26 protein-coding genes are annotated in these 23,483 nt (G+C 57.9%); 7 read left to right on the plus strand and 19 right to left on the minus strand.

What is annotated here, in order from left to right; all coding sequences use genetic code 11:
- Window position 1: 1 nt before the first annotated feature.
- Window positions 2–1,222 carry an MDR family MFS transporter gene (locus tag AC3WOK_RS20355; RefSeq protein ID WP_447856131.1) on the plus strand — a complete coding sequence of 407 codons (1,221 nt, stop codon included), beginning with the start codon at window positions 2–4 and terminating at the stop codon, window positions 1,220–1,222.
- A gap of 5 nt (window positions 1,223–1,227) precedes the next feature.
- On the opposite strand, the gene AC3WOK_RS20360 is transcribed toward AC3WOK_RS20355, so the two are convergent.
- On the minus strand, window positions 1,228–1,572 hold the full coding sequence (locus AC3WOK_RS20360) for a nitrous oxide-stimulated promoter family protein (protein ID WP_059312529.1): 345 nt from the start codon (window positions 1,570–1,572) through the stop codon (window positions 1,228–1,230).
- A 175-nt stretch (window positions 1,573–1,747) separates the two neighbouring features.
- Here AC3WOK_RS20360 and AC3WOK_RS20365 point away from each other — a divergent pair, with 175 nt between their 5' ends.
- Both AC3WOK_RS20365 and mutS read left to right on the plus strand, forming a co-directional pair.
- Window positions 1,748–1,978 carry a SymE family type I addiction module toxin gene (locus AC3WOK_RS20365; RefSeq protein ID WP_047348033.1) on the plus strand — a complete coding sequence of 77 codons (231 nt, stop codon included), beginning with the start codon at window positions 1,748–1,750 and terminating at the stop codon, window positions 1,976–1,978.
- A 113-nt stretch (window positions 1,979–2,091) separates the two neighbouring features.
- Window positions 2,092–4,653, plus strand: coding sequence for a DNA mismatch repair protein MutS (mutS, locus tag AC3WOK_RS20370; RefSeq protein WP_047348032.1), 2,562 nt, complete (start codon window positions 2,092–2,094; stop codon window positions 4,651–4,653).
- Between the two features lie 139 nt (window positions 4,654–4,792).
- Here mutS and AC3WOK_RS20375 read toward each other — a convergent pair whose 3' ends face one another.
- From AC3WOK_RS20375 to AC3WOK_RS20385, 3 genes are read right to left on the minus strand one after another with little or no spacing between them, the layout of a single operon-like run.
- Window positions 4,793–5,014, minus strand: a complete 222-nt coding sequence (locus tag AC3WOK_RS20375) for a non-oxidative hydroxyarylic acid decarboxylases subunit D (protein WP_059311755.1) — start codon at window positions 5,012–5,014, stop codon at window positions 4,793–4,795.
- A 10-nt stretch (window positions 5,015–5,024) separates the two neighbouring features.
- Complete coding sequence (locus tag AC3WOK_RS20380) at window positions 5,025–6,452, minus strand: non-oxidative hydroxyarylic acid decarboxylases subunit C (RefSeq protein ID WP_492355037.1); 1,428 nt, start codon at window positions 6,450–6,452, stop codon at window positions 5,025–5,027.
- A complete protein-coding gene (locus AC3WOK_RS20385) occupies window positions 6,442–7,044 on the minus strand; it encodes a non-oxidative hydroxyarylic acid decarboxylases subunit B (RefSeq protein WP_492355038.1) in 603 nt (200 codons plus the stop codon). Before AC3WOK_RS20385 ends, AC3WOK_RS20380 begins: the two co-directional genes overlap by 11 nt.
- Window positions 7,045–7,216: 172 nt before the next feature.
- On the opposite strand from AC3WOK_RS20385, the gene AC3WOK_RS20390 reads away from it, so the two are divergent.
- Window positions 7,217–7,624, plus strand: a complete 408-nt coding sequence (locus tag AC3WOK_RS20390) for a MarR family winged helix-turn-helix transcriptional regulator (protein ID WP_047348029.1) — start codon at window positions 7,217–7,219, stop codon at window positions 7,622–7,624.
- On the opposite strand, the gene AC3WOK_RS20395 is transcribed toward AC3WOK_RS20390, so the two are convergent.
- Window positions 7,621–8,508 (minus strand): LysR family transcriptional regulator, encoded by an 888-nt coding sequence (locus AC3WOK_RS20395; RefSeq protein WP_492355050.1) that lies wholly within the window; start codon window positions 8,506–8,508, stop codon window positions 7,621–7,623. The genes AC3WOK_RS20390 and AC3WOK_RS20395 overlap by 4 nt on opposite strands.
- 108 nt (window positions 8,509–8,616) lie before the next feature.
- Here AC3WOK_RS20395 and AC3WOK_RS20400 point away from each other — a divergent pair, with 108 nt between their 5' ends.
- Complete coding sequence (locus AC3WOK_RS20400; protein WP_492355039.1) at window positions 8,617–9,819, plus strand: MFS transporter; 1,203 nt, start codon at window positions 8,617–8,619, stop codon at window positions 9,817–9,819.
- The gene (locus AC3WOK_RS20405; RefSeq protein ID WP_059311751.1) at window positions 9,816–10,193 is read left to right on the plus strand and encodes a DUF4440 domain-containing protein; all 378 of its coding nucleotides are present in this window, start codon (window positions 9,816–9,818) and stop codon (window positions 10,191–10,193) included. Before AC3WOK_RS20400 ends, AC3WOK_RS20405 begins: the two co-directional genes overlap by 4 nt.
- 51 nt (window positions 10,194–10,244) lie before the next feature.
- On the opposite strand, the gene rpoS is transcribed toward AC3WOK_RS20405, so the two are convergent.
- From rpoS to cysG, 13 genes are all read right to left on the minus strand, one after another.
- The gene (gene rpoS, locus AC3WOK_RS20410) at window positions 10,245–11,237 is read right to left on the minus strand and encodes an RNA polymerase sigma factor RpoS (RefSeq protein ID WP_008499600.1); all 993 of its coding nucleotides are present in this window, start codon (window positions 11,235–11,237) and stop codon (window positions 10,245–10,247) included.
- A gap of 60 nt (window positions 11,238–11,297) precedes the next feature.
- Entirely contained in the window at window positions 11,298–12,422 is a 1,125-nt protein-coding gene (nlpD, locus tag AC3WOK_RS20415) for a murein hydrolase activator NlpD (protein WP_492355040.1), read from the minus strand.
- A gap of 116 nt (window positions 12,423–12,538) precedes the next feature.
- Window positions 12,539–13,165, minus strand: a complete 627-nt coding sequence (locus AC3WOK_RS20420) for a protein-L-isoaspartate(D-aspartate) O-methyltransferase (RefSeq protein ID WP_059311749.1) — start codon at window positions 13,163–13,165, stop codon at window positions 12,539–12,541.
- Entirely contained in the window at window positions 13,159–13,920 is a 762-nt protein-coding gene (gene surE, locus AC3WOK_RS20425) for a 5'/3'-nucleotidase SurE (RefSeq protein WP_375150148.1), read from the minus strand. Before surE ends, AC3WOK_RS20420 begins: the two co-directional genes overlap by 7 nt.
- Window positions 13,901–14,950 carry a tRNA pseudouridine(13) synthase TruD gene (gene truD, locus AC3WOK_RS20430; protein WP_492355041.1) on the minus strand — a complete coding sequence of 350 codons (1,050 nt, stop codon included), beginning with the start codon at window positions 14,948–14,950 and terminating at the stop codon, window positions 13,901–13,903. Before truD ends, surE begins: the two co-directional genes overlap by 20 nt.
- Window positions 14,947–15,426 (minus strand): 2-C-methyl-D-erythritol 2,4-cyclodiphosphate synthase, encoded by a 480-nt coding sequence (ispF, locus tag AC3WOK_RS20435; protein WP_008499607.1) that lies wholly within the window; start codon window positions 15,424–15,426, stop codon window positions 14,947–14,949. The genes truD and ispF overlap by 4 nt, the downstream gene beginning before the upstream one ends.
- Window positions 15,426–16,136, minus strand: a complete 711-nt coding sequence (ispD, locus tag AC3WOK_RS20440; RefSeq protein WP_059311746.1) for a 2-C-methyl-D-erythritol 4-phosphate cytidylyltransferase — start codon at window positions 16,134–16,136, stop codon at window positions 15,426–15,428. Before ispD ends, ispF begins: the two co-directional genes overlap by 1 nt.
- A 19-nt stretch (window positions 16,137–16,155) precedes the next feature.
- Entirely contained in the window at window positions 16,156–16,467 is a 312-nt protein-coding gene (gene ftsB / locus AC3WOK_RS20445; RefSeq protein WP_008499609.1) for a cell division protein FtsB, read from the minus strand.
- A 166-nt stretch (window positions 16,468–16,633) separates the two neighbouring features.
- Window positions 16,634–16,960, minus strand: a complete 327-nt coding sequence (locus tag AC3WOK_RS20450) for a DUF3561 family protein (RefSeq protein ID WP_045286500.1) — start codon at window positions 16,958–16,960, stop codon at window positions 16,634–16,636.
- 58 nt (window positions 16,961–17,018) lie between these two features.
- Entirely contained in the window at window positions 17,019–17,624 is a 606-nt protein-coding gene (gene cysC, locus AC3WOK_RS20455; RefSeq protein WP_059311745.1) for an adenylyl-sulfate kinase, read from the minus strand.
- Complete coding sequence (cysN, locus tag AC3WOK_RS20460; RefSeq protein WP_447856136.1) at window positions 17,624–19,048, minus strand: sulfate adenylyltransferase subunit CysN; 1,425 nt, start codon at window positions 19,046–19,048, stop codon at window positions 17,624–17,626. The genes cysC and cysN overlap by 1 nt, the downstream gene beginning before the upstream one ends.
- Window positions 19,049–19,057: 9 nt before the next feature.
- Complete coding sequence (cysD, locus tag AC3WOK_RS20465; RefSeq protein WP_010434549.1) at window positions 19,058–19,966, minus strand: sulfate adenylyltransferase subunit CysD; 909 nt, start codon at window positions 19,964–19,966, stop codon at window positions 19,058–19,060.
- A gap of 9 nt (window positions 19,967–19,975) precedes the next feature.
- The gene (gene cysG / locus AC3WOK_RS20470; protein WP_492355051.1) at window positions 19,976–21,325 is read right to left on the minus strand and encodes a siroheme synthase CysG; all 1,350 of its coding nucleotides are present in this window, start codon (window positions 21,323–21,325) and stop codon (window positions 19,976–19,978) included.
- 246 nt (window positions 21,326–21,571) lie between these two features.
- Here cysG and AC3WOK_RS20475 point away from each other — a divergent pair, with 246 nt between their 5' ends.
- Window positions 21,572–22,615 (plus strand): aminopeptidase, encoded by a 1,044-nt coding sequence (locus AC3WOK_RS20475; protein ID WP_063430519.1) that lies wholly within the window; start codon window positions 21,572–21,574, stop codon window positions 22,613–22,615.
- A gap of 71 nt (window positions 22,616–22,686) precedes the next feature.
- Here the strand turns inward: AC3WOK_RS20475 and cysH are convergent, their stop codons facing one another.
- Window positions 22,687–23,421 carry a phosphoadenosine phosphosulfate reductase gene (cysH, locus tag AC3WOK_RS20480; protein ID WP_059311740.1) on the minus strand — a complete coding sequence of 245 codons (735 nt, stop codon included), beginning with the start codon at window positions 23,419–23,421 and terminating at the stop codon, window positions 22,687–22,689.
- Window positions 23,422–23,483 lie beyond the last annotated feature (62 nt).

The following is a 23,483-nucleotide window of genomic DNA, read 5'->3' on the forward strand; positions in this document are numbered from 1 at the left end:
GATGCTCCTTCGCCCTGCCACCACGCTCTGGCCGCCCGTTTTACTGGGCAGCCAGTTTGTTTTTAACATTGGCTTTTACGCCGTTGTTCCCTTCCTGGCGATATTCCTGCGCGACGATATGCTGCTCTCAGGCGGGCTTATCGGGCTGATCCTGGGCCTTCGCACGTTCTCCCAGCAGGGGATGTTTATCGTCGGCGGTGCGCTCTCGGACCGGTTTGGCGCGAAAGTCGTTATTCTGAGCGGGTGTATTATTCGCGTCGCGGGCTATCTGCTGCTGGCGTTCGGTCACGCACTCTGGCCCATCATTCTTGGGGCGTGCCTGACCGGTATCGGCGGCGCATTGTTCTCCCCCTCGATTGAGGCACTGCTGGCAAAAGCAGGCACGCAAAGCGAGGCGAGAGGCAAGCGCAGCCGGGCGGAGTGGTTTGCCCTCTTTGCCGTCTGCGGTGAACTCGGCGCGGTACTGGGCCCGGTTGTCGGTGCTCTGCTGACTGGGCTTGGCTTCCGCCAGGTGGCGCTGGCGGGTGCAGGGGTTTTCATTATTGCCCTGGTGGTGCTGTACTTCTGCCTTCCTGCTTCCCACCACCGCTCACAGACGCTAAACATACAGCCCTGGTGGACGACGTTCCGCCAGCCGCGCTTTGTCGCCTTTATCATTGCCTACAGCTCGTGGCTGTTAAGCTATAACCAGCTCTATCTGGCGCTGCCGGTAGAAATCCAGCGCTCTGGCGGAAACGAGAAAGATCTTGGCCCGCTGTTTATGCTGGCCTCGGTGCTGATCATCACTTTGCAGCTACCGCTGGCCCGCTTCGCCCGACGCGTGGGGGCGGTGAGAATTCTGCCGGTGGGCTTCTTGCTGCTCTCCGCCGCCTTTGCGAGCGTGGCGATGTTTGCGGCGACAGAACCGCCTGAGGGCTGGCTGCGGCTTATGCCGTCGGTATGTTTTGTGACGCTGTTGACGCTGGGACAGATGCTGCTGGTGCCATCGGCGAAAGATCTCATTCCGCGCTTCGCCGAGGAATCAACGCTGGGGGCGCATTACGGCGCACTCTCTACCGCCGGAGGCGTCGCGGTACTGGCTGGAAATTTGCTGTTTGGCAATCTACTGGATCGCGCTCTGGTGCCCTCAACGCAGGCGATATACCCCTGGCTCCTGCTGGCAATTTTCCCGCTCTTTAGCGCGCTGGCCCTCAACGTGATTTTCCGCCCGCTGAGACGCTGAACCGGTCACTTTTTCGGACGGTACTTCTCCGGCAATTCCGGCACGGGACGGCGGTCATCAATCAGATGACGAACGGTCAGGATGGGATGGCGCCATAACATACGCGGGCCTGCCCAGCGCATAACCTGCTTCATCTCTTCGCGCCTGGCGGCCTGGTAGCAGTGCACCGGACACTGTTTGCAGGCCGGCTTTTCCTCCCCAAAAACGCATTTATCCAGGCGCTTTTCCGCATACGCCTTGAGCGCCTGATAATGACCTGCGTCCTGCGAAGCCTGCGGGCACTGCTTTTCATACAACGCGATCATCTTCGCGATGGTCTCTTTTTCTCGTGATATGCGTTTACCGGACATAACGGCTTACCTAATAATAAAGTGCATTCACAATACACCTTTAAGCGCAGAATTTCAGTTGTTGCATGCCGTTTTCTGAAGCCTGATTCCAGTTTTAGCCCTGCACCGCCCGACAATCACTGGTATTTTATACAGGCATCAAACATGACCGTTGTCCATGTTTTCAGGAGACCCTATGCAAGAGAGAGCGAGCAGCAAACCCTATCGCCATTTAAAAGTGGGATATTTTAGAAAGCGCCATGAAGACCGCAATACCAAGATACCGAAGCGTTACAGCGTGCATGCGGCGCTGAGCCTGAAAGGCGACTGGCTTGAACAGGCGGGGTTTACCACCCATTCCCGGGTCAGAGTGGGCGTGGAGCACGGAAAAATCGTCATTGAGCTCATGTCGGAAGGCACCTCGTAAAGCGACGACATTTTTCTGCGCCGTATCTTTTTTTCATGCGACAATAGAAGGAACAAACGGCCACTGAGCCGCTCAAAACGGTTTATTTTCAAAGAAATGGACATCATAACTCCATGAGCACAATCGACAATTTCGACGCACATACGCCGATGATGCAGCAGTATCTGAAGCTGAAAGCACAGCATCCTGAAATCCTGCTGTTTTACCGTATGGGCGATTTTTACGAGCTGTTTTATGACGATGCCAAACGCGCATCGCAGCTGCTCGACATCTCGCTGACCAAACGTGGCGCATCGGCAGGCGAGCCCATTCCCATGGCCGGTATCCCGCATCACGCGGTAGAGAATTACCTGGCGAAGCTGGTGAATCAGGGTGAGTCCGTCGCCATCTGCGAACAGATTGGCGATCCGGCGACCTCGAAAGGTCCGGTTGAGCGCAAAGTCGTACGCATCGTCACGCCAGGCACCATCAGCGATGAAGCCCTGCTGCAGGAACGCCAGGATAACCTGCTGGCCGCGCTGTGGCAGGACGGCAAGGGGTTTGGCTACGCGACGCTGGATATCAGCTCCGGACGTTTTCGTCTGAGCGAACCGGCCGATCGTGAAACGATGGCGGCCGAACTACAGCGTACCAACCCGGCAGAACTGCTCTATGCCGAAGATTTCGCCGAAATGGCGCTGATTGAAGGTCGTCGCGGATTGCGCCGTCGTCCGCTGTGGGAATTCGAAATTGATACCGCGCGCCAGCAGCTGAATCTGCAGTTTGGCACCCGCGATCTGATTGGCTTTGGCGTTGAAAATGCCCCGCGCGGGCTGTGTGCGGCAGGTTGCCTCCTGCAGTACGTGAAAGATACCCAGCGCACCGCCCTGCCGCATATCCGCTCTATCACCATGGAGCGCCAGCAGGACAGCATCATCATGGATGCCGCCACGCGCCGTAACCTGGAGATTACCCAGAACCTGGCGGGGGGCGTAGAAAATACGCTCGCGTCGGTCCTCGACAGTACGGTGACGCCAATGGGCAGCCGCATGCTCAAACGCTGGCTGCATATGCCGGTTCGCGATACCGACACGCTTGTTTGCCGTCAGCAGACAATTGCCGCTTTGCAGGATCGCTATACCGAGCTGCAGCCCGTCCTGCGCCAGGTGGGCGATATGGAGCGTATCCTGGCCCGTCTGGCTCTGCGAACCGCGCGACCACGCGATCTCGCGCGGATGCGTCATGCTTTCCAGCAGTTGCCGGAACTGCGTGCACAGCTGAGCGACGTTGACAGCGCGCCGGTACAGAAGCTCCGCGAAACCATGGGCGAATTTACCGAGCTTCGCGAGCTGCTTGAACGCGCCATTATCGATGCGCCTCCGGTTCTGGTGCGCGATGGCGGCGTGATTGCCCCAGGCTACAACGAGGAGCTGGACGAGTGGCGCGCGCTGGCCGACGGCGCAACGGACTACCTTGATAAGCTGGAAATCCGCGAGCGCGAGCGCCTTGGGCTGGACACCCTGAAGGTGGGCTATAACGCGGTACACGGTTATTACATTCAGATCAGCCGCGGGCAGAGCCACCTGGCACCGATTCACTACGTGCGTCGCCAGACGCTGAAAAACGCTGAACGCTATATTATCCCCGAGCTGAAAGAGTACGAGGACAAAGTTCTCACCTCGAAAGGCAAAGCGCTGGCGCTGGAAAAACAGCTGTATGAAGAGCTGTTTGACATGCTGATGCCGCACCTTGCCGACCTGCAGCTGAGCGCCAGCGCGCTGGCGGAACTGGACGTGCTGGTAAATCTGGCGGAACGCGCGGAAACGCTGAACTATACCTGTCCGACATTTACCGACAAACCCGGCATTCGCATCACTGAAGGCCGTCACCCGGTGGTTGAGCAGGTGCTGAACGAACCGTTCATCGCTAACCCGCTGAGCCTGTCGCCGCAGCGAAGAATGTTGATTATTACTGGTCCGAACATGGGCGGTAAGAGTACCTATATGCGTCAGACGGCGCTGATCGCCCTGCTCGCCTATATCGGCAGCTACGTTCCGGCGCAAAAAGTGGAGATTGGCCCTATCGACCGTATCTTTACCCGCGTCGGGGCAGCGGACGATCTGGCGAGCGGCCGCTCAACCTTCATGGTCGAAATGACCGAAACGGCTAACATTCTGCATAACGCGACGGAGCACAGCCTGGTGCTGATGGACGAAGTCGGACGCGGAACGTCAACCTACGATGGCCTGTCGCTGGCCTGGGCCTGTGCTGAAAGCCTTGCGAATAAAATCAAGGCCATGACGCTGTTTGCTACCCACTATTTCGAGCTGACGCAACTGCCGGAGAAAATGGAAGGCGTGGCAAACGTCCATCTTGATGCGCTGGAGCACGGCGATACCATCGCCTTCATGCATACGGTGCAGGAGGGCGCGGCGAGCAAAAGCTATGGTCTGGCCGTCGCGGCGCTGGCAGGCGTGCCGAAAGAGGTGATCAAGCGCGCGCGTCAGAAACTGCGTGAACTGGAAAGCCTGTCACCAAACGCGGCGGCGACGCAGATTGACGGTACGCAGATGTCGCTGCTGGCACCTGCGGAAGAGACCTCTCCGGCGGTAGAAGCGCTGGAGAACCTCGATCCGGATTCCCTGACGCCGCGACAGGCGCTGGAGTGGATTTATCGGCTGAAGAGTCTGGTCTAGTTTTCTGCGGTCTTTTGCCCGGTGGCGCTGCGCTTACCGGGCCTACGGGTTTTGTAGGCCGGGTAAGGCGAAGCCGCCACCCGGCAAAACAGACCGCACGATGTTATCGCCCGGTAAGCGCAGCGCCACCGGTTTTTTTTTACAACAGCGGTGGAATGGTCGGCACCTGCGGTGCCTCGTCAATATCCTTCTGCGTCATGCGAAACGCTTCAGGGTAGTGCTCGCGGCTGGTACGACGCAGCGGCTCGGTATCGCGCCAGGTATACAGACAATGCTGGCACTGATAAACCGTCCAGATCCCTTTCACCGGTGATGTTGCCATCACTTCAATATGCTCATCGGCACAACGTGGACAAATCATCTTTTCCTCCTTATTGACGTGCTGCCAGCATGGCGGTCAGTTTTTCAGCCCAGGCTTTGGTTTCAGGGAGATCCTGTACCGGCTGGCTATAGTGGCCACGGGTGTCCGGTGCGACAGGCGTGGTGGCATCGATAATCAGTTTGTCGGTAATGCCCGCCGGGCTGGATCCCGGGTCGAGTTCAAGCACCGACATGTTCGGCAGCTGCACCAGATCTCCTGCCGGGTTCACTTTCGATGACAGCGCCCACATCACCTGTGGGAGGTTGAACGGATCGACATCCTCATCCACCATAATCACCATCTTCACGTAGCCCAGACCGTGCGGCGTGGTCATGGCGCGTAAACCGACCGCGCGGGCAAAACCGCCGTAACGCTTTTTGGTGGAGATGATCGCCAGCAGACCGTGGGTGTACATCGCGTTCACCGCCTGCACTTCCGGGAATTCTGCTTTCAGCTGCTGGTAAAGCGGCACACAGGTGGCTGGCCCCATCAGATAGTCAATCTCGGTCCACGGCATGCCGAGGTAGAGGGATTCGAAAATCGGTTTGGTGCGGTACGAGACTTTATCAATACGCACGACCGTCATATTGCGCCCGCCCGAATAGTGGCCGGTAAACTCACCGAACGGTCCTTCAATTTCACGCTTACGGCCTTCGATCACCCCTTCCAGGATCACTTCTGATCCCCACGGCACATCGAAGCCGGTCAACGGCGCGGTCGTAATCGGGTACGGGCTTTCACGCAGCGCTCCCGCCATTTCATACTCGGATTGATCGTATTTCAGCGGCGTCGCGCCCATCAGGGTGATGATCGGATCGTTGCCCAGCGTAATCGCAATCGGCAGGTCTTCACCACGCTCTTCCGCTTTGTGCAGATGCAGAGCGATATCGTGCATCGGTACCGGCTGCAGGCCAAGCTTACGCTTGCCCTTCACTTCCATGCGGTAGATCCCGACGTTCTGCTTGCCGAAGTTATCCGGGTCGAGCGGATCGCGCGAGACAACGCACGCTTTGTCGAGATAAAAACCCCCGTCCCCGTCGTTCAGGCGAAACAGCGGCAGGATGTCGAACAGGTTAATGTCTTCACCGTCCACCGTATTCTGCGCCCATGCAGGGTTGGCCCGGCGCTCCGGCGCGATCGGGAATTTATCCCAGCGGCGAATAAACTCGTCGATCTGTTTTTTCACCGGGGTATTCGCCGGTAGCCCCATCGAAATGGCGTGGTTCTGCCAGGAGCCGATGGTGTTCATCACCACGCGGGCATCGGTAAACCCGCGAATATTATCGAACCACAGCGCCGGTGCGCCGTCGCCTATGCGTCCGGTCGCGTTGGCCGCCGCCGCCAGATCCGGCTCAGCGTTCACTTCTTCCTGAATTTTCAGCAGTTGCCCTTGCTCATCGAGCGCCTGCAGGAAGCTTCTCAAATCATCAAATGCCATCTTTAGTCTCCTGTGAAAAATGTTTCGCCTCGCGCAACCCGTTCCAGCGGCGCGCCTTTTTATGCTCCAGACCAAACTGGTCGAGCACGCGCGTCACGATATGCTGGGTGATGTCATCGGCGGTTTGCGGATGGTTGTAATACGCAGGCATGGGCGGCACCATCGCCACGCCCATGCGGGAAAGCGCAAGCATGTTCTCCAGATGAATGGTGCTTAGCGGCGTTTCACGGGGAACCAGCACCAGCTTGCGCCCCTCTTTCAGCACCACATCTGCAGCACGGCCCACCAGCCCTTCGGCGTAGCCAGTGCGGATACCCGCCAGCGTTTTCATGCTGCAGGGAATGACGATCATGCCGTCGGTGCGAAACGAACCGGAGGAGATGGTGGCGGCCTGATCGGCCGGACTGTGGACAACGTCAGCCAGGGCAGCAACGTCCTGCGCGGTGTAGGGCGTTTCCAGCTCAATGGTGGTTTTTGCCCACTTCGACATTACCAGGTGGGTCTCCACCTCCGGCATTTCCCGCAGCGCCTGCAGCAGCGCCACGCCCAGCGGAGCGCCCGTCGCCCCGGTCATTCCCACGATCAATCTCATTCAGCACCTCAATCAGTTTGTTCGTACACGAACATTATAGATAAGCTACTCCCGGAACGTTTTCCTGACAAGATCGTTCGCACACGATCACACGAATAGCTAAAAAATGCCGCGTTAAAATCCGGAGCAATAGCGGCTATCATAGTGGGAGATTTTTCCCGTCGGAGTGTTCATGGAACTAAGACAAGAGGCGTTCCACCTGTTACGTCAGCTTTTTCAACAGCATACCGCGCAGTGGCAGCATGCCTTACCGGAACTGACCAAGCCGCAGTACGCGGTTATGCGCTCAGTTGCCGAGCATCCGGGTATTGAACAGGTGGCATTGACCGAAGTGGCGGTCAGCACGAAAGCGACCCTGGCGGAAATGCTGAGCCGCATGGAGGCGCGCGGGCTGGTCAAGCGCGAGCACGACCCGGCAGACAAGCGCCGCCGGTTTGTCTTCCTGACGCCAGAAGGTGAAGCTCTGCTTGCAGGCTGTAAGCCGGTGGGCAACGCGGTGGATGAGGCGTTTTTAGGACGTCTCTCTCAGGCCGAGCGGGAGCAATTCTCTGCCCTCATCAAAAAGATGATGCACGGTTAATTCACGCTGGTGCGCATAAAATCAATAAAGGTGCGCACCTTCGCTGGCACATGCCGGGCATCCGGATAGACCGCATAGATGCCCTGCTGCGCAAAGGTATATTCCGGTAAAACCGGGACAAGTTTTCCCGCAGCAAGCGCCTCGCGCGCCAGCCATTCCGGCAGTAACGCCATCCCACCTCCCGCAAGCGCAAAGGCCATAAGCGCCTGAGCGCTGTCGGCAAACAAACGCGGTGCTTTTTTAATCTCCAGCGTTTCAGGCGCACCGCCGGCATCTTTCACCTGCCAGCGCAGCGGCGACGCGACGCGCTCGTGAATAATCCAGTCGGCCTGCGCCAGCTGCGCCAGCGATTCGACCGGATGGCTCACGAGCCACTCGGGCGCCGCAACGGGGAGAATGGAGAAGTGCGAAATCAGCGCGGCGTGGTAGCGTGAATCGGCAAGCGTTCCCAGCCGGATGGCCACGTCAAAGCGCTCCGAGATAAGGTCGGCGTGCAGTGACGACGAAACATGACGCACGCGAAGATCCGGATGCTGCTGGCTAAACCTGGCTAGCAGCGGCACCACGACCTGCGAGCCATACTCGGGCGTTGTCGTGATCCGCAGTTCCCCCGTGAGCCCCGCATGGTTGGCGCGGACATCATCCTGCAACTGTTCTGCGTCCTTCAGAAGTGCGACGCTGCGCTGATGAAACAGCGCGCCCGCCTCGGTTAACGTCAGACGGCGGGTGGATCGCAGCAGCAGGGTGACGCCCAGCTCAGCTTCGAGCTGGCGAATATTGAAGCTGACCACCGCTTTTGTCAGGCCCATCGCATCCGCTGCCGCCGTGAAGCTGCCGGTGTCGGCCACCGCAACAAACATCTGCGTGCGCTGTAAGTTAATCATCATCGCTCTTTTTATTGTCAAAATAATTTTGACAGTATATCGCGCTTTGTCAGGTTTATCCGTGCGTCACCGGCCGATACGATACGCCACCTCACCGGAGGATCTACCATGACGTATCGCAGCAAAGTCGCCGCAGTCTACCTGCTGGGCTTTTTTCTTGATCTGATCAATATGTTCATTGCCAGCGTCGCCTTTCCGGCGATGGCACACGATTTTAACGCCACGCCTTCAGCGCTTGCCTGGGTCAGTAACGGGTACATTGCCGGCCTGACGCTGGTGATCCCGTTCAGCGCCGTGCTGACGCGCCGCATCGGGCCAAAGCGCGTCATCCTGCTCTCGCTTTTTCTGTTCAGCGCAGCCTCTGCGGCGGCAGGCCTGGCTGCAACGCTTGAAAGTCTGATCGCCTGGCGCGTGCTGCAGGGCGTGGGAGGTGGCTTACTGATCCCCGTCGGGCAGGCGCTGACCTGGCAGCAGTTTAAGCCTCACGAACGCGCCCGGCTCTCCTCGGCGGTCATGCTGGTTGCGTTGCTTGCTCCCGCCTGTTCTCCTGCTGTCGGGGGACTGCTGGTGCAGACGCTAAGCTGGCGATGGATATTTTTCGCCACGCTCCCGGTGGCTATCATGACCTTTGCTCTGGCCTGCCTGTGGCTTAAGCACGAAGTGCCCGCGATGAATGCGGCCAGACTGCTAAACCTGCCTTTGCTCGCGGACCCGCTTTTGCGTTTTTCCATGCTTGTCTACGTCTGTGTGCCCGGCATGTTTATTGGGGTGAACGTCACGGGGATGTTTTATCTTCAGCACGAGGCGAACATGAGCCCGGCCGTAACGGGAATGCTGATGCTGCCGTGGTCTGTGGCATCGTTTATAGCCATCACGGCGACGGGACGTTATTTTAACCGTATCGGCCCACGACCGCTGATTGTCATCGGCTGCCTGTTGCAGGCGGCGGGTATTCTGCTTTTGATTGACGTCAGCTCGTCAACGCTGCTGCCTGCCGTCGCGTTTACCCTGATGGGCGCGGGAGGAAGCCTGTGCAGCAGCACGGCTCAGAGCAGCGCGTTTCTGACCACGTGCCGGGAAGATATGCCGGATGCCAGCGCCCTGTGGAATCTCAATCGTCAGCTGAGCTTTTTTGCCGGCGCCCTGCTGCTGGCGCAGGCGCTGAACCTGGCGCAAATCTGGCTGCCGCCGCTCGCCGCATGGCACGGGATGTTTATTTTTGCCGCAGGCATTACCTTACTGCCTGTAATGTACGTTTTTCGTCTTAACAATACGCAGGTGCTCACCCAGCTGCGACAGGAGAATTCATGACGCCTTTCGAACACGACATTATCGACCTCCACATTGCGCTTGAGGACTGGTTAGGCAAAGGCGAAGGCGATTACGACGCCCTGCTCGCCCGCTTCAGCCCGGATTTTCTGATGATTCCGCCGGGCGGTGTGCAGGTCGACTATAACGGCCTGGCCAGTTTTCTGGAAAAACAGCGTGGAAGTCGTCCCGGCCTGAAGATCGTCATTGATGAATTAACCACGATCCAGAGCGGCGATCGGGATGCAGTGCTTCACTACCGGGAGACGCAAACCCGGCCGGACCAGCCCGTCAACGTACGCTGGTCAACCGCGGTGCTTAATCAGGAAGGCGACAAAATAACGTGGCGTCTGCTGCACGAAACGGCGCAGCCGTAGCCCAAAAGAAAAAGGCCCGTCTCACGACGGGCCTTTTTGACGAAAGGTTGCTTATTCGCGGAACAGCGCTTCGATGTTCAGACCTTGCCCCTGCAGGATTTCACGCAGGCGGCGCAGACCTTCAACCTGAATCTGACGAACACGTTCACGGGTCAGACCAATTTCGCGGCCGACGTCTTCCAGTGTCGCAGCTTCATACCCCAGTAAACCGAAACGACGCGCCAGCACTTCACGCTGTTTGGCGTTCAGTTCGAACAGCCATTTGACGATGCTCTGTTTCATGTCATCGTCCTGCGTGGTGTCTTCCGGGCCGTTGTCTTTTTCATCGGCCAGGATGTCCAGCAGCGCTTTTTCGGAGTCGCCACCCAGCGGGGTGTCAACGGAGGTAATGCGCTCGTTGAGACGCAGCATACGGCTTACGTCATCAACCGGTTTATCGAGTTGTTCGGCAATTTCTTCTGCGCTTGGCTCGTGGTCCAGTTTATGGGACAACTCGCGCGCGGTACGCAGATACACGTTCAACTCTTTGACGATGTGAATCGGCAGGCGAATCGTACGGGTCTGGTTCATAATAGCCCGTTCGATGGTCTGACGAATCCACCAGGTCGCGTAGGTTGAGAAACGGAACCCGCGTTCCGGGTCAAACTTCTCAACTGCGCGGATGAGACCTAAGTTGCCCTCTTCAATCAGATCCAGCAGAGCCAGACCGCGATTGCCGTAACGGCGGGCAATTTTCACGACCAGTCGCAGGTTACTTTCAATCATGCGACGACGCGAGGCAACATCACCACGCAAAGCACGACGTGCGAAATAGACTTCTTCTTCGGCCGTTAGCAGTGGGGAGTAACCAATCTCCCCAAGGTAAAGCTGAGTCGCGTCCAGTACACGCTGTGTGGCGCCCTGCGATAACAGCTCTTCTTCAGCCAAATCGTTATCACTGGGTTCCTCTTCTACTAAGGCTTTTTCGTCAAAAGCCTCTACTCCGTTCTCATCAAATTCCGCGTCTTCATTTAAATCATGAACTTTCAGCGTATTCTGACTCATAAAGGTGGCTCCTACCCGTGATCCCTGAACGAGACACCCTGGCTGGCATGCCCCGTCAAATTATCGCTGCGGCAAATACTGCAGCGGGTTTACGGATTTCCCCTTGTAACGAATTTCAAAATGCAAGCGTGTAGAACTGGTTCCGGTGCTACCCATGGTAGCGATTTTTTGCCCCGCCTTAACTTCTTGTTGTTCCCGGACCAGCATTGTGTCGTTATGGGCGTAGGCACTCAGGTAATCATCGTTATGTTTGATGATAATAAGATTACCGTAACCGCGCAGAGCGTTACCGGCATATACAACGCGCCCATCTGCGGTCGCGGTGATAGCCTGTCCTTTACTCCCTGCGATATCGATCCCTTTATTTCCCCCTTCGGAGGAAGAGAAGTTTTCGATAACCTTGCCGTCAGTTGGCCAGCGCCACGCAGAGATTGGCGAACTGGATGTCATACTGCTGGCAGTCGGTTCAGTAGAGCTAACCACAGGTGCCGTTACCGGTGCTGTGACAACAGTCGCAGTCCCTTTATTATTCGGCAACATTTTGTTAGCAGTCTGATCACCTGAATCCTCAGAATACGTAATTACAGGTTGTGAAGCAACCACCGTGGTGGATTTTTGTGCAGGCTTCACGCTGTTATTTTGCGCAGTCACGTCGGCCGCTGAAACGGTGTTGCCAGGCGTAAGCGGCGTACCCGTTGCGTTGCCAACCTGGAGCGTTTGCCCGACTTCCAGACCGTACGGGGCCTGGACGTTATTGCGCTGAGCAAGGTCACGGAAATCGTTCCCGGTGATCCACGCAATGTAGAACAGCGTATCGCCGCGCTTCACGGTATAGGTACTGCCACCGGTATAGCTACCTTTCGGAATGTTCCCATACTTACGGTTATAGACTATGCGGCCATTTTGGGTCTGAACAGGTTGTTCGACTGGCTGAACCTGCATTGGCTGTGTAACAGGATGTTGCACAGGCTGAATTTGTGGTGTTTGCTGCGGTGCAGCAGTACCCATTTTAGGCGGCGGCGTGATCAACATTCCGCTGGTCGTGTTACCGGAGCCGCTGTTTCCACCGACGGAACTGACGGGCGCAGGAGCATTGTTAGAACTTGTACAGCCTGCCAGCCAGAGCGAAACCAGTGATAATGCCGCAACACGGCTGATGGTGAATTTAGGGCTTCCCGCGCTCATTTATCCCCCAGGAATGTGTTAACTACCAGTGACTTAAAATTTACCGTGATGGTACGAATCTTTCGCGCCACACCATACGCTGAATTTGCCTTAATAACCCTGGATAATTCCGAGTCTCAGGCCAACTCCCCTTTTACCAGAGGCACAAAGCGCACGGCTTCCACGGTGTCGATAATATACTCGCCGCCGCGCCGACGAACGCGCTTCAAAAGCTGCTGCTCGTCCCCGACAGGCAGAACAAGAATGCCCCCCTCATCCAGCTGCGACAACAGTGCCGCAGGAATTTCAGGCGGGGCCGCCGTCACGATGATAGCGTCAAACGGGGCGCGAGCCTGCCAACCCTGCCATCCATCACCGTGTCGTGTCGAAACATTGTGTAAATCAAGTTGTTTCAGGCGACGACGCGCCTGCCACTGTAAACCTTTAATCCGCTCAACGGAGCAAACGTGATGCACCAGATGCGCCAGGATCGCGGTCTGGTACCCCGAGCCGGTGCCAATCTCCAGCACGCGGGAGTCGGGCGTGAGCTCCAGCAGCTCCGTCATGCGCGCCACCATATAGGGCTGCGAAATCGTCTGACCCTGCCCGATGGGCAGCGCCACGTTTTCCCACGCTTTGTGTTCAAACGCCTCGTCTACAAATTTCTCACGCGGAACCTGGGCGAGCGCGTCAAGCACGTGCTCGTCGCGGATCCCCTGCGCGCGGAGTTGTTCCAGAAGAGTTTGTACACGTTTGTTTACCATTGCGCGTTCACTCCTGCGCGATCCAGCCAGCCCGACACCACATCATGCGCGCTATATGCGGTTAAATCTACGTGCAGCGGGGTAACCGAAACATAGCCTTCATCCACGGCGGCAAAGTCGGTATCCGGACCCGCGTCGCACTTATCGCCGGGAGGGCCAATCCAGTAAAGCGTATTGCCGCGAGGATCCTGCTGCGGGATCACCTGATCGGCCGGATGCCGGCTCCCGCAACGGGTGACGCGGATGCCTTTAATTTCATCAAGAGGAAGATCCGGCACGTTGATGTTTAGAATGCGCCCGGTGCGCAGCGGCTCACGGCCAAGCGCTCGCAGGATCGAACAGGTTACCGCGGCAGCGGTGTCGTAGTGCGTGTGGCCGTTTAACGAGACCGCCAGCGCCGGAAATCCGAGATGGCGCCCTTCCATTGCGGCCGCCACGGTGCCGGAGTAAATCACGTCATCGCCGAGGTTGGGCCCGGCGTTAATGCCGGAAACGACGATATCCGGACGCGGTCGCATCAGCGCGTTCACGCCCAGAAAAACGCAGTCGGTTGGCGTGCCCATCTGCACGGCAATATCGCCATTTTCAAAGGTAAAGGTGCGAAGCGACGACTCCAGCGTCAGCGAGTTAGACGCTCCACTGCGGTTACGATCGGGTGCCACGACCTGCACATCCGCGAATTCGCGAAGGTATTTCGCCAGCGTCTGAATGCCTGGCGCGTGGATCCCGTCATCGTTACTCAGCAATATTCGCATAATCACCCGAGGTGTTGATAAGTTCCCTGACAACACTGGTGGCAAAGCTACCTGCCGGCAGCCAGAAGCGTAACTCAACGGTCACGTCATCCCACCAGTTCCAGCTTAACTGCTGCGGATAGAGCAGCATCGCGCGGCGTGCTGCTTCGACTTTTTCCCGCACCAGCAAGGATTGTAATGCCTGCGCATCCGCGACGGCAGACTGCTCGGCAGCCAGAGCTCCGCCCTGGGTTCCCCAGTCGCCCGTGCCGGGCAACGCGGCGGTAATCATCAGCGCTTTTGCGTCCACGCGCGACTGAACATCGGCCATTTCTTCGGCCGTTGCCACAAACCAGCTTCCGCGTCCCGCTAATTGTAGCGCATCGCCAACAACAACTTGATTCGCGTCCGGTTTTTTCAGCCTTTCGCTCACAATCTGATTAAACAACGCACTGCGGGCCGCCGACAACCAAAAACTGCGTTTATTCCTGTCGCGAACCGGCGCATCGCTTTGCGCCCAGCGCAGCGCACCCTGCAGGTTGCTGCCGCCGATGCCAAAGCGCTGCGCGCCAAAGTAGTTCGGCACGCCCTGCGCGCTGATGGCATTCAGGCGCTTCTCGACGTCATCGCGGTCGGTCACTTCCCGCAGCACCAGCGTAAAGTCGTTCCCTTTCAACGCGCCCAGACGCAGCTTGCGCTTGTGGCGGGCGAATTCCAGTACCTTACAGCCCTCAAGCTCAAATTTACTTAAATCAGGCATCGTATTGCCCGGAACGCGCGCGCAGAGCCACTGTTCAGTGACGGCGTGTTTATCTTTCTGCCCGGCAAAGCTGACTTCGCGGGCGTGAATTTTGAGGAATTTTGCCAGCGCGTCGGCCACGAAACGGGTATTGCAGCCATTTTTCAGAATACGCACCAGGATATGTTCGCCTTCGCCATCCGGCTCAAAGCCCAGATCCTCCACCACGAGGAAGTCTTCAGGGCTGGCTTTTAGCACCCCGTTCCCCTGCGGTTTACCGTGCAGGTATGTCAGGTTGTCGAAGTCTGTCATTTGCTCGCCTTCACCAGCAGCGCCACGGCTTCACAGGCAATCCCTTCGCCGCGGCCGGTAAAGCCCAGCTTCTCGGTGGTCGTCGCTTTGACGTTGACGTCGTCCATATGGCAGCCCAGATCTTCCGCAATAAACACGCGCATCTGCGGAATATGCGGCAGCATTTTCGGCGCCTGGGCGATAATCGTCACGTCGACGTTGCCGAGGGTGTAGCCTTTAGCCTGAATGCGGCGCCACGCTTCGCGCAGCAGCTCGCGGCTGTCAGCGCCTTTAAACGCCGGGTCGGTGTCCGGGAATAGCTTGCCGATATCCCCCAGCGCAGCCGCGCCGAGCAGCGCGTCGGTCAGGGCATGCAGCGCCACGTCGCCATCAGAATGGGCCAGCAGTCCTTTTTCATAAGGAATGCGCACGCCGCCAATGATAATTGGGCCTTCTCCGCCAAAGGCGTGTACATCAAAACCGTGTCCAATTCGCATTATGCCTTCTCCTGATGGGTCGAACGGGTAAGATAGAATTCCGCGAGCTGTAAATCCTCGGGACGCGTCACTTTAATATTATCAGCACGCCCTTCAACAAGCGTTGGGTGGAAACCGCAATACTCCAGCGCAGAGGCTTCGTCCGTAATGGTCGCCCCTTCATTCAGCGCACGCGTTAAGCAATCGTGGAGTAATTCGCGGGGGAAAAACTGTGGCGTCAGCGCGTGCCATAAGTCAACGCGCTCGACGGTGTGGGCGATGGCCGCTTTGCCTGGCTCAGCCCGCTTCATGGTGTCGCGCACCGGGGCGGCGAGAATGCCGCCCACGTTACTGGTTTCACTCAGCGTCAGCAGGCGCGCCAGATCGTCCTGGTGCAGGCACGGACGCGCCGCGTCATGCACCAGCACCCACTGCGCGTTTCCGGCAGCCTGAATGCCCGCCAGCACGGAATCGGCGCGCTCGGCACCGCCGTCGACAACGGTAATCTGCGGGTGATTTGCCAGCGGTAGCTGCGCGAAGCGCGCATCGCCCGGGCTGATGGCGATGACCACGCGCGTCACCCTGGGGTGCGCCAGCAGCGCCGCCACGGCGTGCTCAAGGATCGTTTTATCGCCAATAGAGAGGTACTGCTTGGGACATTCTGTTTGCATGCGCCGGCCAAAACCTGCGGCCGGCACCACGGCACATACGTCCGAAAAAGTTGCTGCCATGTCGTAATCCTGGGCCTGATTATCGATTGTTCTGTGCTGAGCCCTGATTGCGTTTAGACGCATCCGGAACCAGACGATAAAAGGTTTCGCCCGGCTTTGTCATACTGAGTTCATTGCGTGCGCGTTCCTCAATCGCCTCTTGCCCGCCATTGAGGTCATCAATTTCAGCAAAGAGTTGATCGTTTCGCGCCTTAAGTTTGGCGTTTGTTGCCTGCTGAGCCGCGACGTCATCGCTCACCCGGCTATAGTCGTGCAGTCCGTTCTTACCGAACCACAGCGAATATTGCAGCCAGATCAGCAAAGCCAGCAACAGCAGCGTTAGTTTACCCATCCTGCCCCCTGAAAAACGGCATCCTCATCCCAAGACTTCCCCAGGGCACTACGCCGGGGTAACAGAGATGCCGCAACATCGCGGGCAAATGTACCACATTTTTTCCGCAGAATCGTCCTGCACAATATCGTCACACAGTTGGTTACGGTTTGAATTATGGCTGAAGTTAGCCCATGAGCCACAAAAATAACAGACCAAACATCAGGACCACCGTCACAATCGTGATCGCGGTACTGTACAGAAGCCTGCCGTTGAGCAGCGAGTGCAGCGCAATGCCGACGACAACCGCCACGGGCATCAGCGCCAGGAAGAAAGGCCAGGTGTAGAGAAAGAAGAACAGCGTGTTACCGCCGTAGATGAGAAACGGGATGCCAAGCGCCAGCAGCCATGAGACGAAGCCAATGATGGCCCCAGGAAATGACCAGGTCGTTTCGTCGTCGGTCGCGAGCGGCTCCGACCCGGTGGTGATAATATAATTTTCACTGTTGCGCATAGCTAATCCTGTGACCGTGACTCATCGTTCGGGAAGACAGCTCCCGAACGATACCGTCTCAGGATCTGATAATATCGTCCCGTCTCAGCAGGTCTAATAATTGGCTTACTAAATTTGTTACCAATTGTTGACCTTCGAGGTGAATCTCAGGCGATTCAGGCGCTTCGTATACCGCGTCAATTCCGGTGAAGTTGCGTAGTTCACCGGCGCGGGCTTTTTTGTACAGCCCTTTCGGATCGCGTGCTTCGCAAACCTCCAGCGGGGTGTCGACAAACACTTCAATAAAGCGCTCATGACCCACGCGCTCGCGCACCATCTGGCGCTCGGCGCGGTGCGGAGAGATAAACGCGGTCAGCACCACCAGCCCGGCGTCGGCCATCAGGCTGGCCACTTCGCCCACCCGGCGGATGTTCTCTTTACGATCGTCGTCGCTGAACCCTAAATCGCTGCACAGGCCGTGGCGCACGTTGTCGCCATCCAGCAGGTACGTGCTTACGCCCTGCTGATGCAACGCCTCTTCCAGCGCGCCTGCAACCGTCGATTTACCCGAGCCGGACAGCCCGGTAAACCACAGCACAACCCCACGGTGACCGTGGAGCTGTTCGCGCTGGGCGACGGTGACCGGATGAGGATGCCAGACGACGTTCTCATCATGGGCAGCCATTACTTGCCTCCCAGCAGATCGCGTGCGCCCCAGTGCGGGAAGTGCTTACGCACCAGCGCGTTCAGTTCCAGCTCGAAAGCGCTGAATTCAGATGCCACGCTCGCCTGCTCGTTTGGCTCGCGCACCATTCCCGCGCCGACGGTGACGTTGGTCAGGCGGTCGATAAAGATCAGCCCGCCCGTCACCGGGTTCTGCTGATACGGATCCAGCACCAGCGGTTCGTCGAAGGTCAGATCGACCAGACCAATGCCGTTCAGCGGCAGCTCGGTGACCTCGCGCTGGGTCAGGTTGTTGATGTCTACCTGGAACTGAATACCGTCCACGCGGGCACGGGTTTTCTTGCCGGCAATTTTGATGTCGTAGCTCTGGCCCGCGGTCAGCGGCTGCTCCGCCATCCATACCACGTCCACGGACGCCCCCTGCACCGCCACCAGCGTTTCCTGAGCGTCCACCAGCAGGTCGCCCCGGCTGATATCAATCTCGTCTTTCAACACCAGGGTTACCGCCTCACCGGCGCCCGCTTCCTGCAGGTCACCGTCAAAGGTGACGATACGGGCGATGGTCGATTCCACGCCGGATGGCAGCACCTTGACGCGTTGACCCACCTTCACGGAGCCTGACGCGAGGGTGCCCGAGAAGCCGCGGAAATCGAGGTTCGGACGGTTGACGTACTGCACCGGGAAACGCATCGGCTGGGTGTCGACCACGCGCTGGATCTCAACGGTTTCCAGCACTTCCAGCAGCGTCGGGCCGCTGTACCACGGCATGTTCGCGCTCTGTGAGGCAACGTTATCCCCTTCCAGCGCCGAGAGCGGCACAAAGCGAATATCGAGGTTGCCCGGCAGCTGTTCAGCAAAGGTCAGATAGCTCTGGCGGATCTCCTCGAACTTCTCTTCGCTGAAGTTCACCAGATCCATCTTGTTGACCGCCACCACCAAGTGTTTGATCCCCAGCAGCGTGGAGATAAAGCTGTGGCGACGGGTCTGATCCAGCACGCCTTTACGGGCGTCGATCAGCAGGATCGCCAGGTCGCAGGTCGACGCACCGGTCGCCATATTGCGGGTGTACTGCTCGTGCCCCGGGGTGTCGGCGATGATAAATTTGCGCTTCTCGGTGGAGAAGTAGCGGTAGGCCACGTCGATGGTGATGCCCTGCTCGCGCTCCGCCTGCAGGCCATCCACCAGCAGCGCCAGATCCAGCTTTTCGCCCTGGGTACCGTGACGTTTACTGTCGTTGTGCAGGGAAGAGAGCTGATCTTCGTAAATCTGGCGCGTATCGTGCAGCAGGCGGCCAATCAGGGTGCTTTTCCCGTCATCCACGCTGCCGCAGGTCAGAAAACGCAGCAGGCTTTTGTGTTGCTGGGCGTGCAGATACGCTTCCACGCCGCCTTCGTTGGCAATTTGTTGAGCAATAGTGGTGTTCATGGCGGCTCCTTAGAAATAACCCTGACGTTTCTTCAGCTCCATGGAGCCTGCCTGGTCGCGGTCAATCACGCGCCCCTGTCGCTCGCTGGTGGTCGACACCAGCATCTCTTCGATGATCTCCGGCAGCGTCTGCGCGCTGGATTCCACCGCGCCGGTCAGCGGCCAGCAGCCGAGGGTACGGAAGCGTACCATCTGTTGTTTGATCACTTCACCCGGCTGCAGGTCGATGCGATCGTCATCGATCATCATCAGCATGCCGTCGCGCTCCAGCACCGGACGCTCGGCGGCCAGATACAGCGGAACGATTTCGATGTTTTCCAGGTAGATGTACTGCCAGATATCCAGCTCGGTCCAGTTGGAGAGCGGGAAGACGCGAATGCTTTCGCCTTTGTTGATCTGACCGTTATAGTTGTGCCACAGCTCCGGGCGCTGGTTTTTTGGGTCCCAGCGGTGGAAGCGGTCGCGGAAGGAGTAGATACGCTCTTTGGCGCGGGATTTCTCCTCGTCGCGGCGCGCGCCGCCGAAGGCCGCATCAAAACCGTATTTATTCAGCGCCTGCTTCAGCCCTTCGGTTTTCATGATGTCGGTATGTTTGGCGCTACCGTGCACGAACGGGTTAATGCCCATCGCCACCCCTTCCGGGTTTTTATGCACCAGCAGCTCGCAGCCGTAGGCTTTCGCGGTACGGTCGCGGAACTCGTACATTTCACGGAATTTCCAGCCGGTATCAACGTGCAGCAGCGGGAACGGCAGCGTACCCGGATAAAACGCTTTACGCGCCAGATGCAGCATGACGCTGGAATCTTTACCGATGGAGTACATCATCACCGGGTTAGAAAACTCGGCAGCCACTTCGCGGATAATATGGATACTTTCCGCTTCGAGCTGCCGCAGGTGTGTAAGACGTTTTTGGTCCATAACCGTTCCTTAAGCCAAATTTATGACAGAAGCGCCAAAGCCTTCTGTGTCGGTTGTGTGCTGAAACCAGGCGAGCGTGCTGTGCAGCTGCACCACTTCCCCCACCACGATCAGGGCGGGCATTGGGGCGTCTTTCGCCAGGGTTGCAAGATCGTCAAGCGTGCCGATAGCAACGTGCTGATCGACGCGCGTACCGCGAGAAATGACGGCCACGGGCGTCGTCGCAGCGCGGCCGTGCTGAATAAGCTGTTCGCTGATGTCCGCCGCCTTCATCGTGCCCATGTAGATAGCCAGCGTCTGTCGGCTCTGGGCGAGGTGCGACCAGTCAAACGGCGTGCTGTCCGCCTTGTAGTGGCCGGTCACAAAGGTCACGCTCTGGGCGTAATCGCGATGGGTCAGCGGAATACCGGCGTAGGCCGTTACCGCCGAGGCCGCCGTGATGCCGGGCACCACCTGGAACGGTACCCCGGCTTCGGCTGCCGCCTGCAGCTCTTCGCCGCCGCGGCCGAAAATAAACGGATCGCCCCCTTTCAGGCGCACCACGGTTTTTCCGGCTTTTGCGGCGTCAATCAGCATCTGATTGGTATCGTGCTGCGGGACGGAGTGCTCGCCCGCCCGTTTACCGACGCAGATTTTCTCCGCGTCGCGACGGATCAGCTCGCGCACGCCGTCGGTAACCAGATGGTCATAGAACACCACGTCCGCGTCCTGCAGCACCTGCAGGCCGCGCAGCGTCAGGAGCCCGGCATCGCCCGGCCCCGCGCCCACCAGAATGATCTCCCCGCCCGTACTGCCGGGGTTATCCAGTTCGTCTTCGAGTATTTTTTGCGCCGCCGTCTCGTTACCGGCATGCATCAGGCTGGCAAAGCGGCCGCGAAACACGCGCTCCCAGAAGCGACGACGCTCCGTTACGCTGGTCAGGCGAGTTTTTAGATGGTTGCGCCAGTAGCTGGCCTTCTCCGCCATACGCCCGAGGCTGGTCGGCAGCAGCGCTTCAATTTTTTCACGCAGCACGCGCGCCAGCACCGGTGCGGTGCCGCCGGAAGAGATAGCGACCAGCAGCGGAGAGCGATCGACGATCGACGGGAAGATGAACGAGCACAAAGGCTGGTCGTCGACCACGTTCACCAGGCGATAGCGCGCCTGAGCGGCATCGGAGACGCGTCGGTTCAGCTCGCGATCCTCCGTCGCCGCAATCACCAGCACCACGCTGTCGATTTGTGACTCGTCGAAATCCGCCCCCGCGACGACCTGCACTCGCGCGCCCGCGCGCTGCAGAAACGCGATTTTGCGATCGGCAATCTCACCCGTACCAACAACCAGCACCGGTTTCTCTTTAATCGCGGCAAATAAGGGCAGATAGTCCACAAGCAACAACTCACTAACAACGAGGAATAGAGGGACTATAGGGGGCGGCTTAGAGCGAATGAAATTACGAATTGGAATGAGTAGTTACTCAATGGAATAACGCGATGAAAAAGCAAATATCAAAAAGTGCTTAACACGCGAAATTTCGGGCATTTAAGAGCAATTCAAATTGTGTAAGGACGATCACAGTTTCATACTAGACGGGTCAAAATTTTGCTCTGTTTTTAAGGACTCACTATGTTTTCCGCAACGCGCCACCGTATTGCTGCCCTGGCGCTCGGCGTTTGCTTTATCCTTCCGGCTCAGGCAAAAAATCAACCGTATGGTGAAATCGCCAATATGCAGGCGCGGCACATTGCCACCGTCTTCCCCGGACGCATGACCGGCTCACCGGCGGAAATGCTCTCCGCTGACTATATTCGCCAGCAGTTTGCCGATATGGGTTACCAGAGCGATATCCGATCGTTTCACAGCCGCTACGTTTATACCTCCAGAAATAAAACCAAAAACTGGCATAACGTGACCGGCAGTACGGTTATCGCAGCGCATGAAGGTAGCGCAAACGAGCAGATTATTATTATGGCGCACCTCGATACCTACGCGCCGATGAGCGACGCCGATACGGATAACAACCTCGGAGGTCTGACGCTGCAGGGCATGGACGATAACGCGGCAGGCCTGGGCGTGATGCTCGAACTGGCCGAGCGGATGAAGAATATTCCCACCCAGTATGGCATTCGTTTCGTTGCCACCAGCGGTGAAGAAGAGGGCAAACTCGGCGCTGAGAATCTCCTGAAGCGCATGAGCGCTGAAGAGAAGAAAAATACGCTGCTGGTGATCAACCTCGATAACCTGATCGTCGGCGATAAGCTTTATTTCAACAGCGGGCAGAGTACGCCGGGTACCGTGCGGAAGCTGACACGCGACCGGGCACTGGCGATTGCCCGCAGCCACGGGGTTTATGCCACCAGCAACCCCGGCGGTAATCCGGGCTATCCGCGAGGAACGGGTTGCTGCAACGACGGGGAAGTGTTCGATAAGGCGGGCATTCCGGTGCTGTACGTCGAAGCGACAAACTGGGCGTTGGGCAAGAAAGATGGCTATCAGCAGCGGGCCAAATCGAAAGCCTTCCCGAACGGGACAAGCTGGCATAACGTAATGCTGGATAATCAGCAGCACATTGATAGCGCCCTGCCGCAGCGCATTGAACACCGCAGCCGGGATGTGGTGAAAGTGATGCTGCCGCTGGTAAAAGAGCTGGCGAAAGCGGGGAAAGCCTGAGGTTTTTGAACGCCGTGCGGCCTGATGCCCTCACCCCAACCCTCTCCCACAGGGAGAGGGAGTCAATGAAATTACCCTTCGTGCAACCCGCACTCGCGCTTCAGCCCAAAGAATCGCGTCTCTTCTTCCGCCATTCCCGGTTCCCATTTGCGCGTGGTGTGGGTATCCCCCACTGACAGGTAGCCCTGATCCCACAGCGGATGGTACTTCAGCCCGTGTTTTTGCAGGTACTGGTACACCGTCCGGTTATCCCAGTCGATAATCGGCAGCACTTTAAAGACCCCGCGCTGAACTGCCAGCACCGGCAGCGTGGCGCGGCTGCCGGACTGCTCACGGCGCAAACCCGCGAACCACGTCTGCGCATTAAGCTCTTTCAGCGCCCGGTTCATCGGCTCAACTTTGTTGATCGCATTGTATTTCTCAATGCCCTCAACGCCCTGCTCCCACAGCTTGCCGTAGCGCGCCTCCTGCCAGGCCGCGCTTTCCGTCGCGCGGTAAACTTTGAGGTTCAGCTTGAGCTTGTCCGTCAGCTCATCAATAAACTGGTAGGTTTCCGGGAACAGGTAGCCGGTATCGGTGAGGATCACCGGAATGTCCGGGCTGATCTGATTCACCAGATGCAGGCTGACCGCCGCCTGAATACCAAAGCTTGACGACAGCACGTAGTCTCCTGGCAGGTTTTCCAGCGCCCACGCCACGCGCCCTTCGGCGTCCAGCTTTTCCAGTTGAGCGTTGGTTTCTGCCAGCGCCAGAATGCGTTCGACTTTTGGCAGGTCATTAAGGGCGTTTAGATCGAGTACGGACATAAGAACCTCGTTTGCCTGTTTTGCCGGGCGGCACTACGTTTGCCCGGCCTACAAAACCCGTA

This window comes from Enterobacter sp. FW301-JW81, from assembly GCF_058788735.1.

Excerpts from the sequence above, each read along its gene's own strand:
- AC3WOK_RS20355 (WP_447856131.1), top strand. The coding sequence starts at position 2 with ATGCTCCTTCGCCCTGCCACCACGCTCTGGCCGCCCGTTTTACTGGGC.
- AC3WOK_RS20360 (WP_059312529.1), bottom strand. The coding sequence starts at position 1,572 with ATGTCCGGTAAACGCATATCACGAGAAAAAGAGACCATCGCGAAGATG.
- AC3WOK_RS20365 (WP_047348033.1), top strand. The coding sequence starts at position 1,748 with ATGCAAGAGAGAGCGAGCAGCAAACCCTATCGCCATTTAAAAGTGGGA.
- mutS (WP_047348032.1), top strand. The coding sequence starts at position 2,092 with ATGAGCACAATCGACAATTTCGACGCACATACGCCGATGATGCAGCAG.
- AC3WOK_RS20375 (WP_059311755.1), bottom strand. The coding sequence starts at position 5,014 with ATGATTTGTCCACGTTGTGCCGATGAGCATATTGAAGTGATGGCAACA.
- AC3WOK_RS20380 (WP_492355037.1), bottom strand. The coding sequence starts at position 6,452 with ATGGCATTTGATGATTTGAGAAGCTTCCTGCAGGCGCTCGATGAGCAA.
- AC3WOK_RS20385 (WP_492355038.1), bottom strand. The coding sequence starts at position 7,044 with ATGAGATTGATCGTGGGAATGACCGGGGCGACGGGCGCTCCGCTGGGC.
- AC3WOK_RS20390 (WP_047348029.1), top strand. The coding sequence starts at position 7,217 with ATGGAACTAAGACAAGAGGCGTTCCACCTGTTACGTCAGCTTTTTCAA.
- AC3WOK_RS20395 (WP_492355050.1), bottom strand. The coding sequence starts at position 8,508 with ATGATTAACTTACAGCGCACGCAGATGTTTGTTGCGGTGGCCGACACC.
- AC3WOK_RS20400 (WP_492355039.1), top strand. The coding sequence starts at position 8,617 with ATGACGTATCGCAGCAAAGTCGCCGCAGTCTACCTGCTGGGCTTTTTT.
- AC3WOK_RS20405 (WP_059311751.1), top strand. The coding sequence starts at position 9,816 with ATGACGCCTTTCGAACACGACATTATCGACCTCCACATTGCGCTTGAG.
- rpoS (WP_008499600.1), bottom strand. The coding sequence starts at position 11,237 with ATGAGTCAGAATACGCTGAAAGTTCATGATTTAAATGAAGACGCGGAA.
- nlpD (WP_492355040.1), bottom strand. The coding sequence starts at position 12,422 with ATGAGCGCGGGAAGCCCTAAATTCACCATCAGCCGTGTTGCGGCATTA.
- AC3WOK_RS20420 (WP_059311749.1), bottom strand. The coding sequence starts at position 13,165 with ATGGTAAACAAACGTGTACAAACTCTTCTGGAACAACTCCGCGCGCAG.
- surE (WP_375150148.1), bottom strand. The coding sequence starts at position 13,920 with ATGCGAATATTGCTGAGTAACGATGACGGGATCCACGCGCCAGGCATT.
- truD (WP_492355041.1), bottom strand. The coding sequence starts at position 14,950 with ATGACAGACTTCGACAACCTGACATACCTGCACGGTAAACCGCAGGGG.
- ispF (WP_008499607.1), bottom strand. The coding sequence starts at position 15,426 with ATGCGAATTGGACACGGTTTTGATGTACACGCCTTTGGCGGAGAAGGC.
- ispD (WP_059311746.1), bottom strand. The coding sequence starts at position 16,136 with ATGGCAGCAACTTTTTCGGACGTATGTGCCGTGGTGCCGGCCGCAGGT.
- ftsB (WP_008499609.1), bottom strand. The coding sequence starts at position 16,467 with ATGGGTAAACTAACGCTGCTGTTGCTGGCTTTGCTGATCTGGCTGCAA.
- AC3WOK_RS20450 (WP_045286500.1), bottom strand. The coding sequence starts at position 16,960 with ATGCGCAACAGTGAAAATTATATTATCACCACCGGGTCGGAGCCGCTC.
- cysC (WP_059311745.1), bottom strand. The coding sequence starts at position 17,624 with ATGGCTGCCCATGATGAGAACGTCGTCTGGCATCCTCATCCGGTCACC.
- cysN (WP_447856136.1), bottom strand. The coding sequence starts at position 19,048 with ATGAACACCACTATTGCTCAACAAATTGCCAACGAAGGCGGCGTGGAA.
- cysD (WP_010434549.1), bottom strand. The coding sequence starts at position 19,966 with ATGGACCAAAAACGTCTTACACACCTGCGGCAGCTCGAAGCGGAAAGT.
- AC3WOK_RS20475 (WP_063430519.1), top strand. The coding sequence starts at position 21,572 with ATGTTTTCCGCAACGCGCCACCGTATTGCTGCCCTGGCGCTCGGCGTT.
- cysH (WP_059311740.1), bottom strand. The coding sequence starts at position 23,421 with ATGTCCGTACTCGATCTAAACGCCCTTAATGACCTGCCAAAAGTCGAA.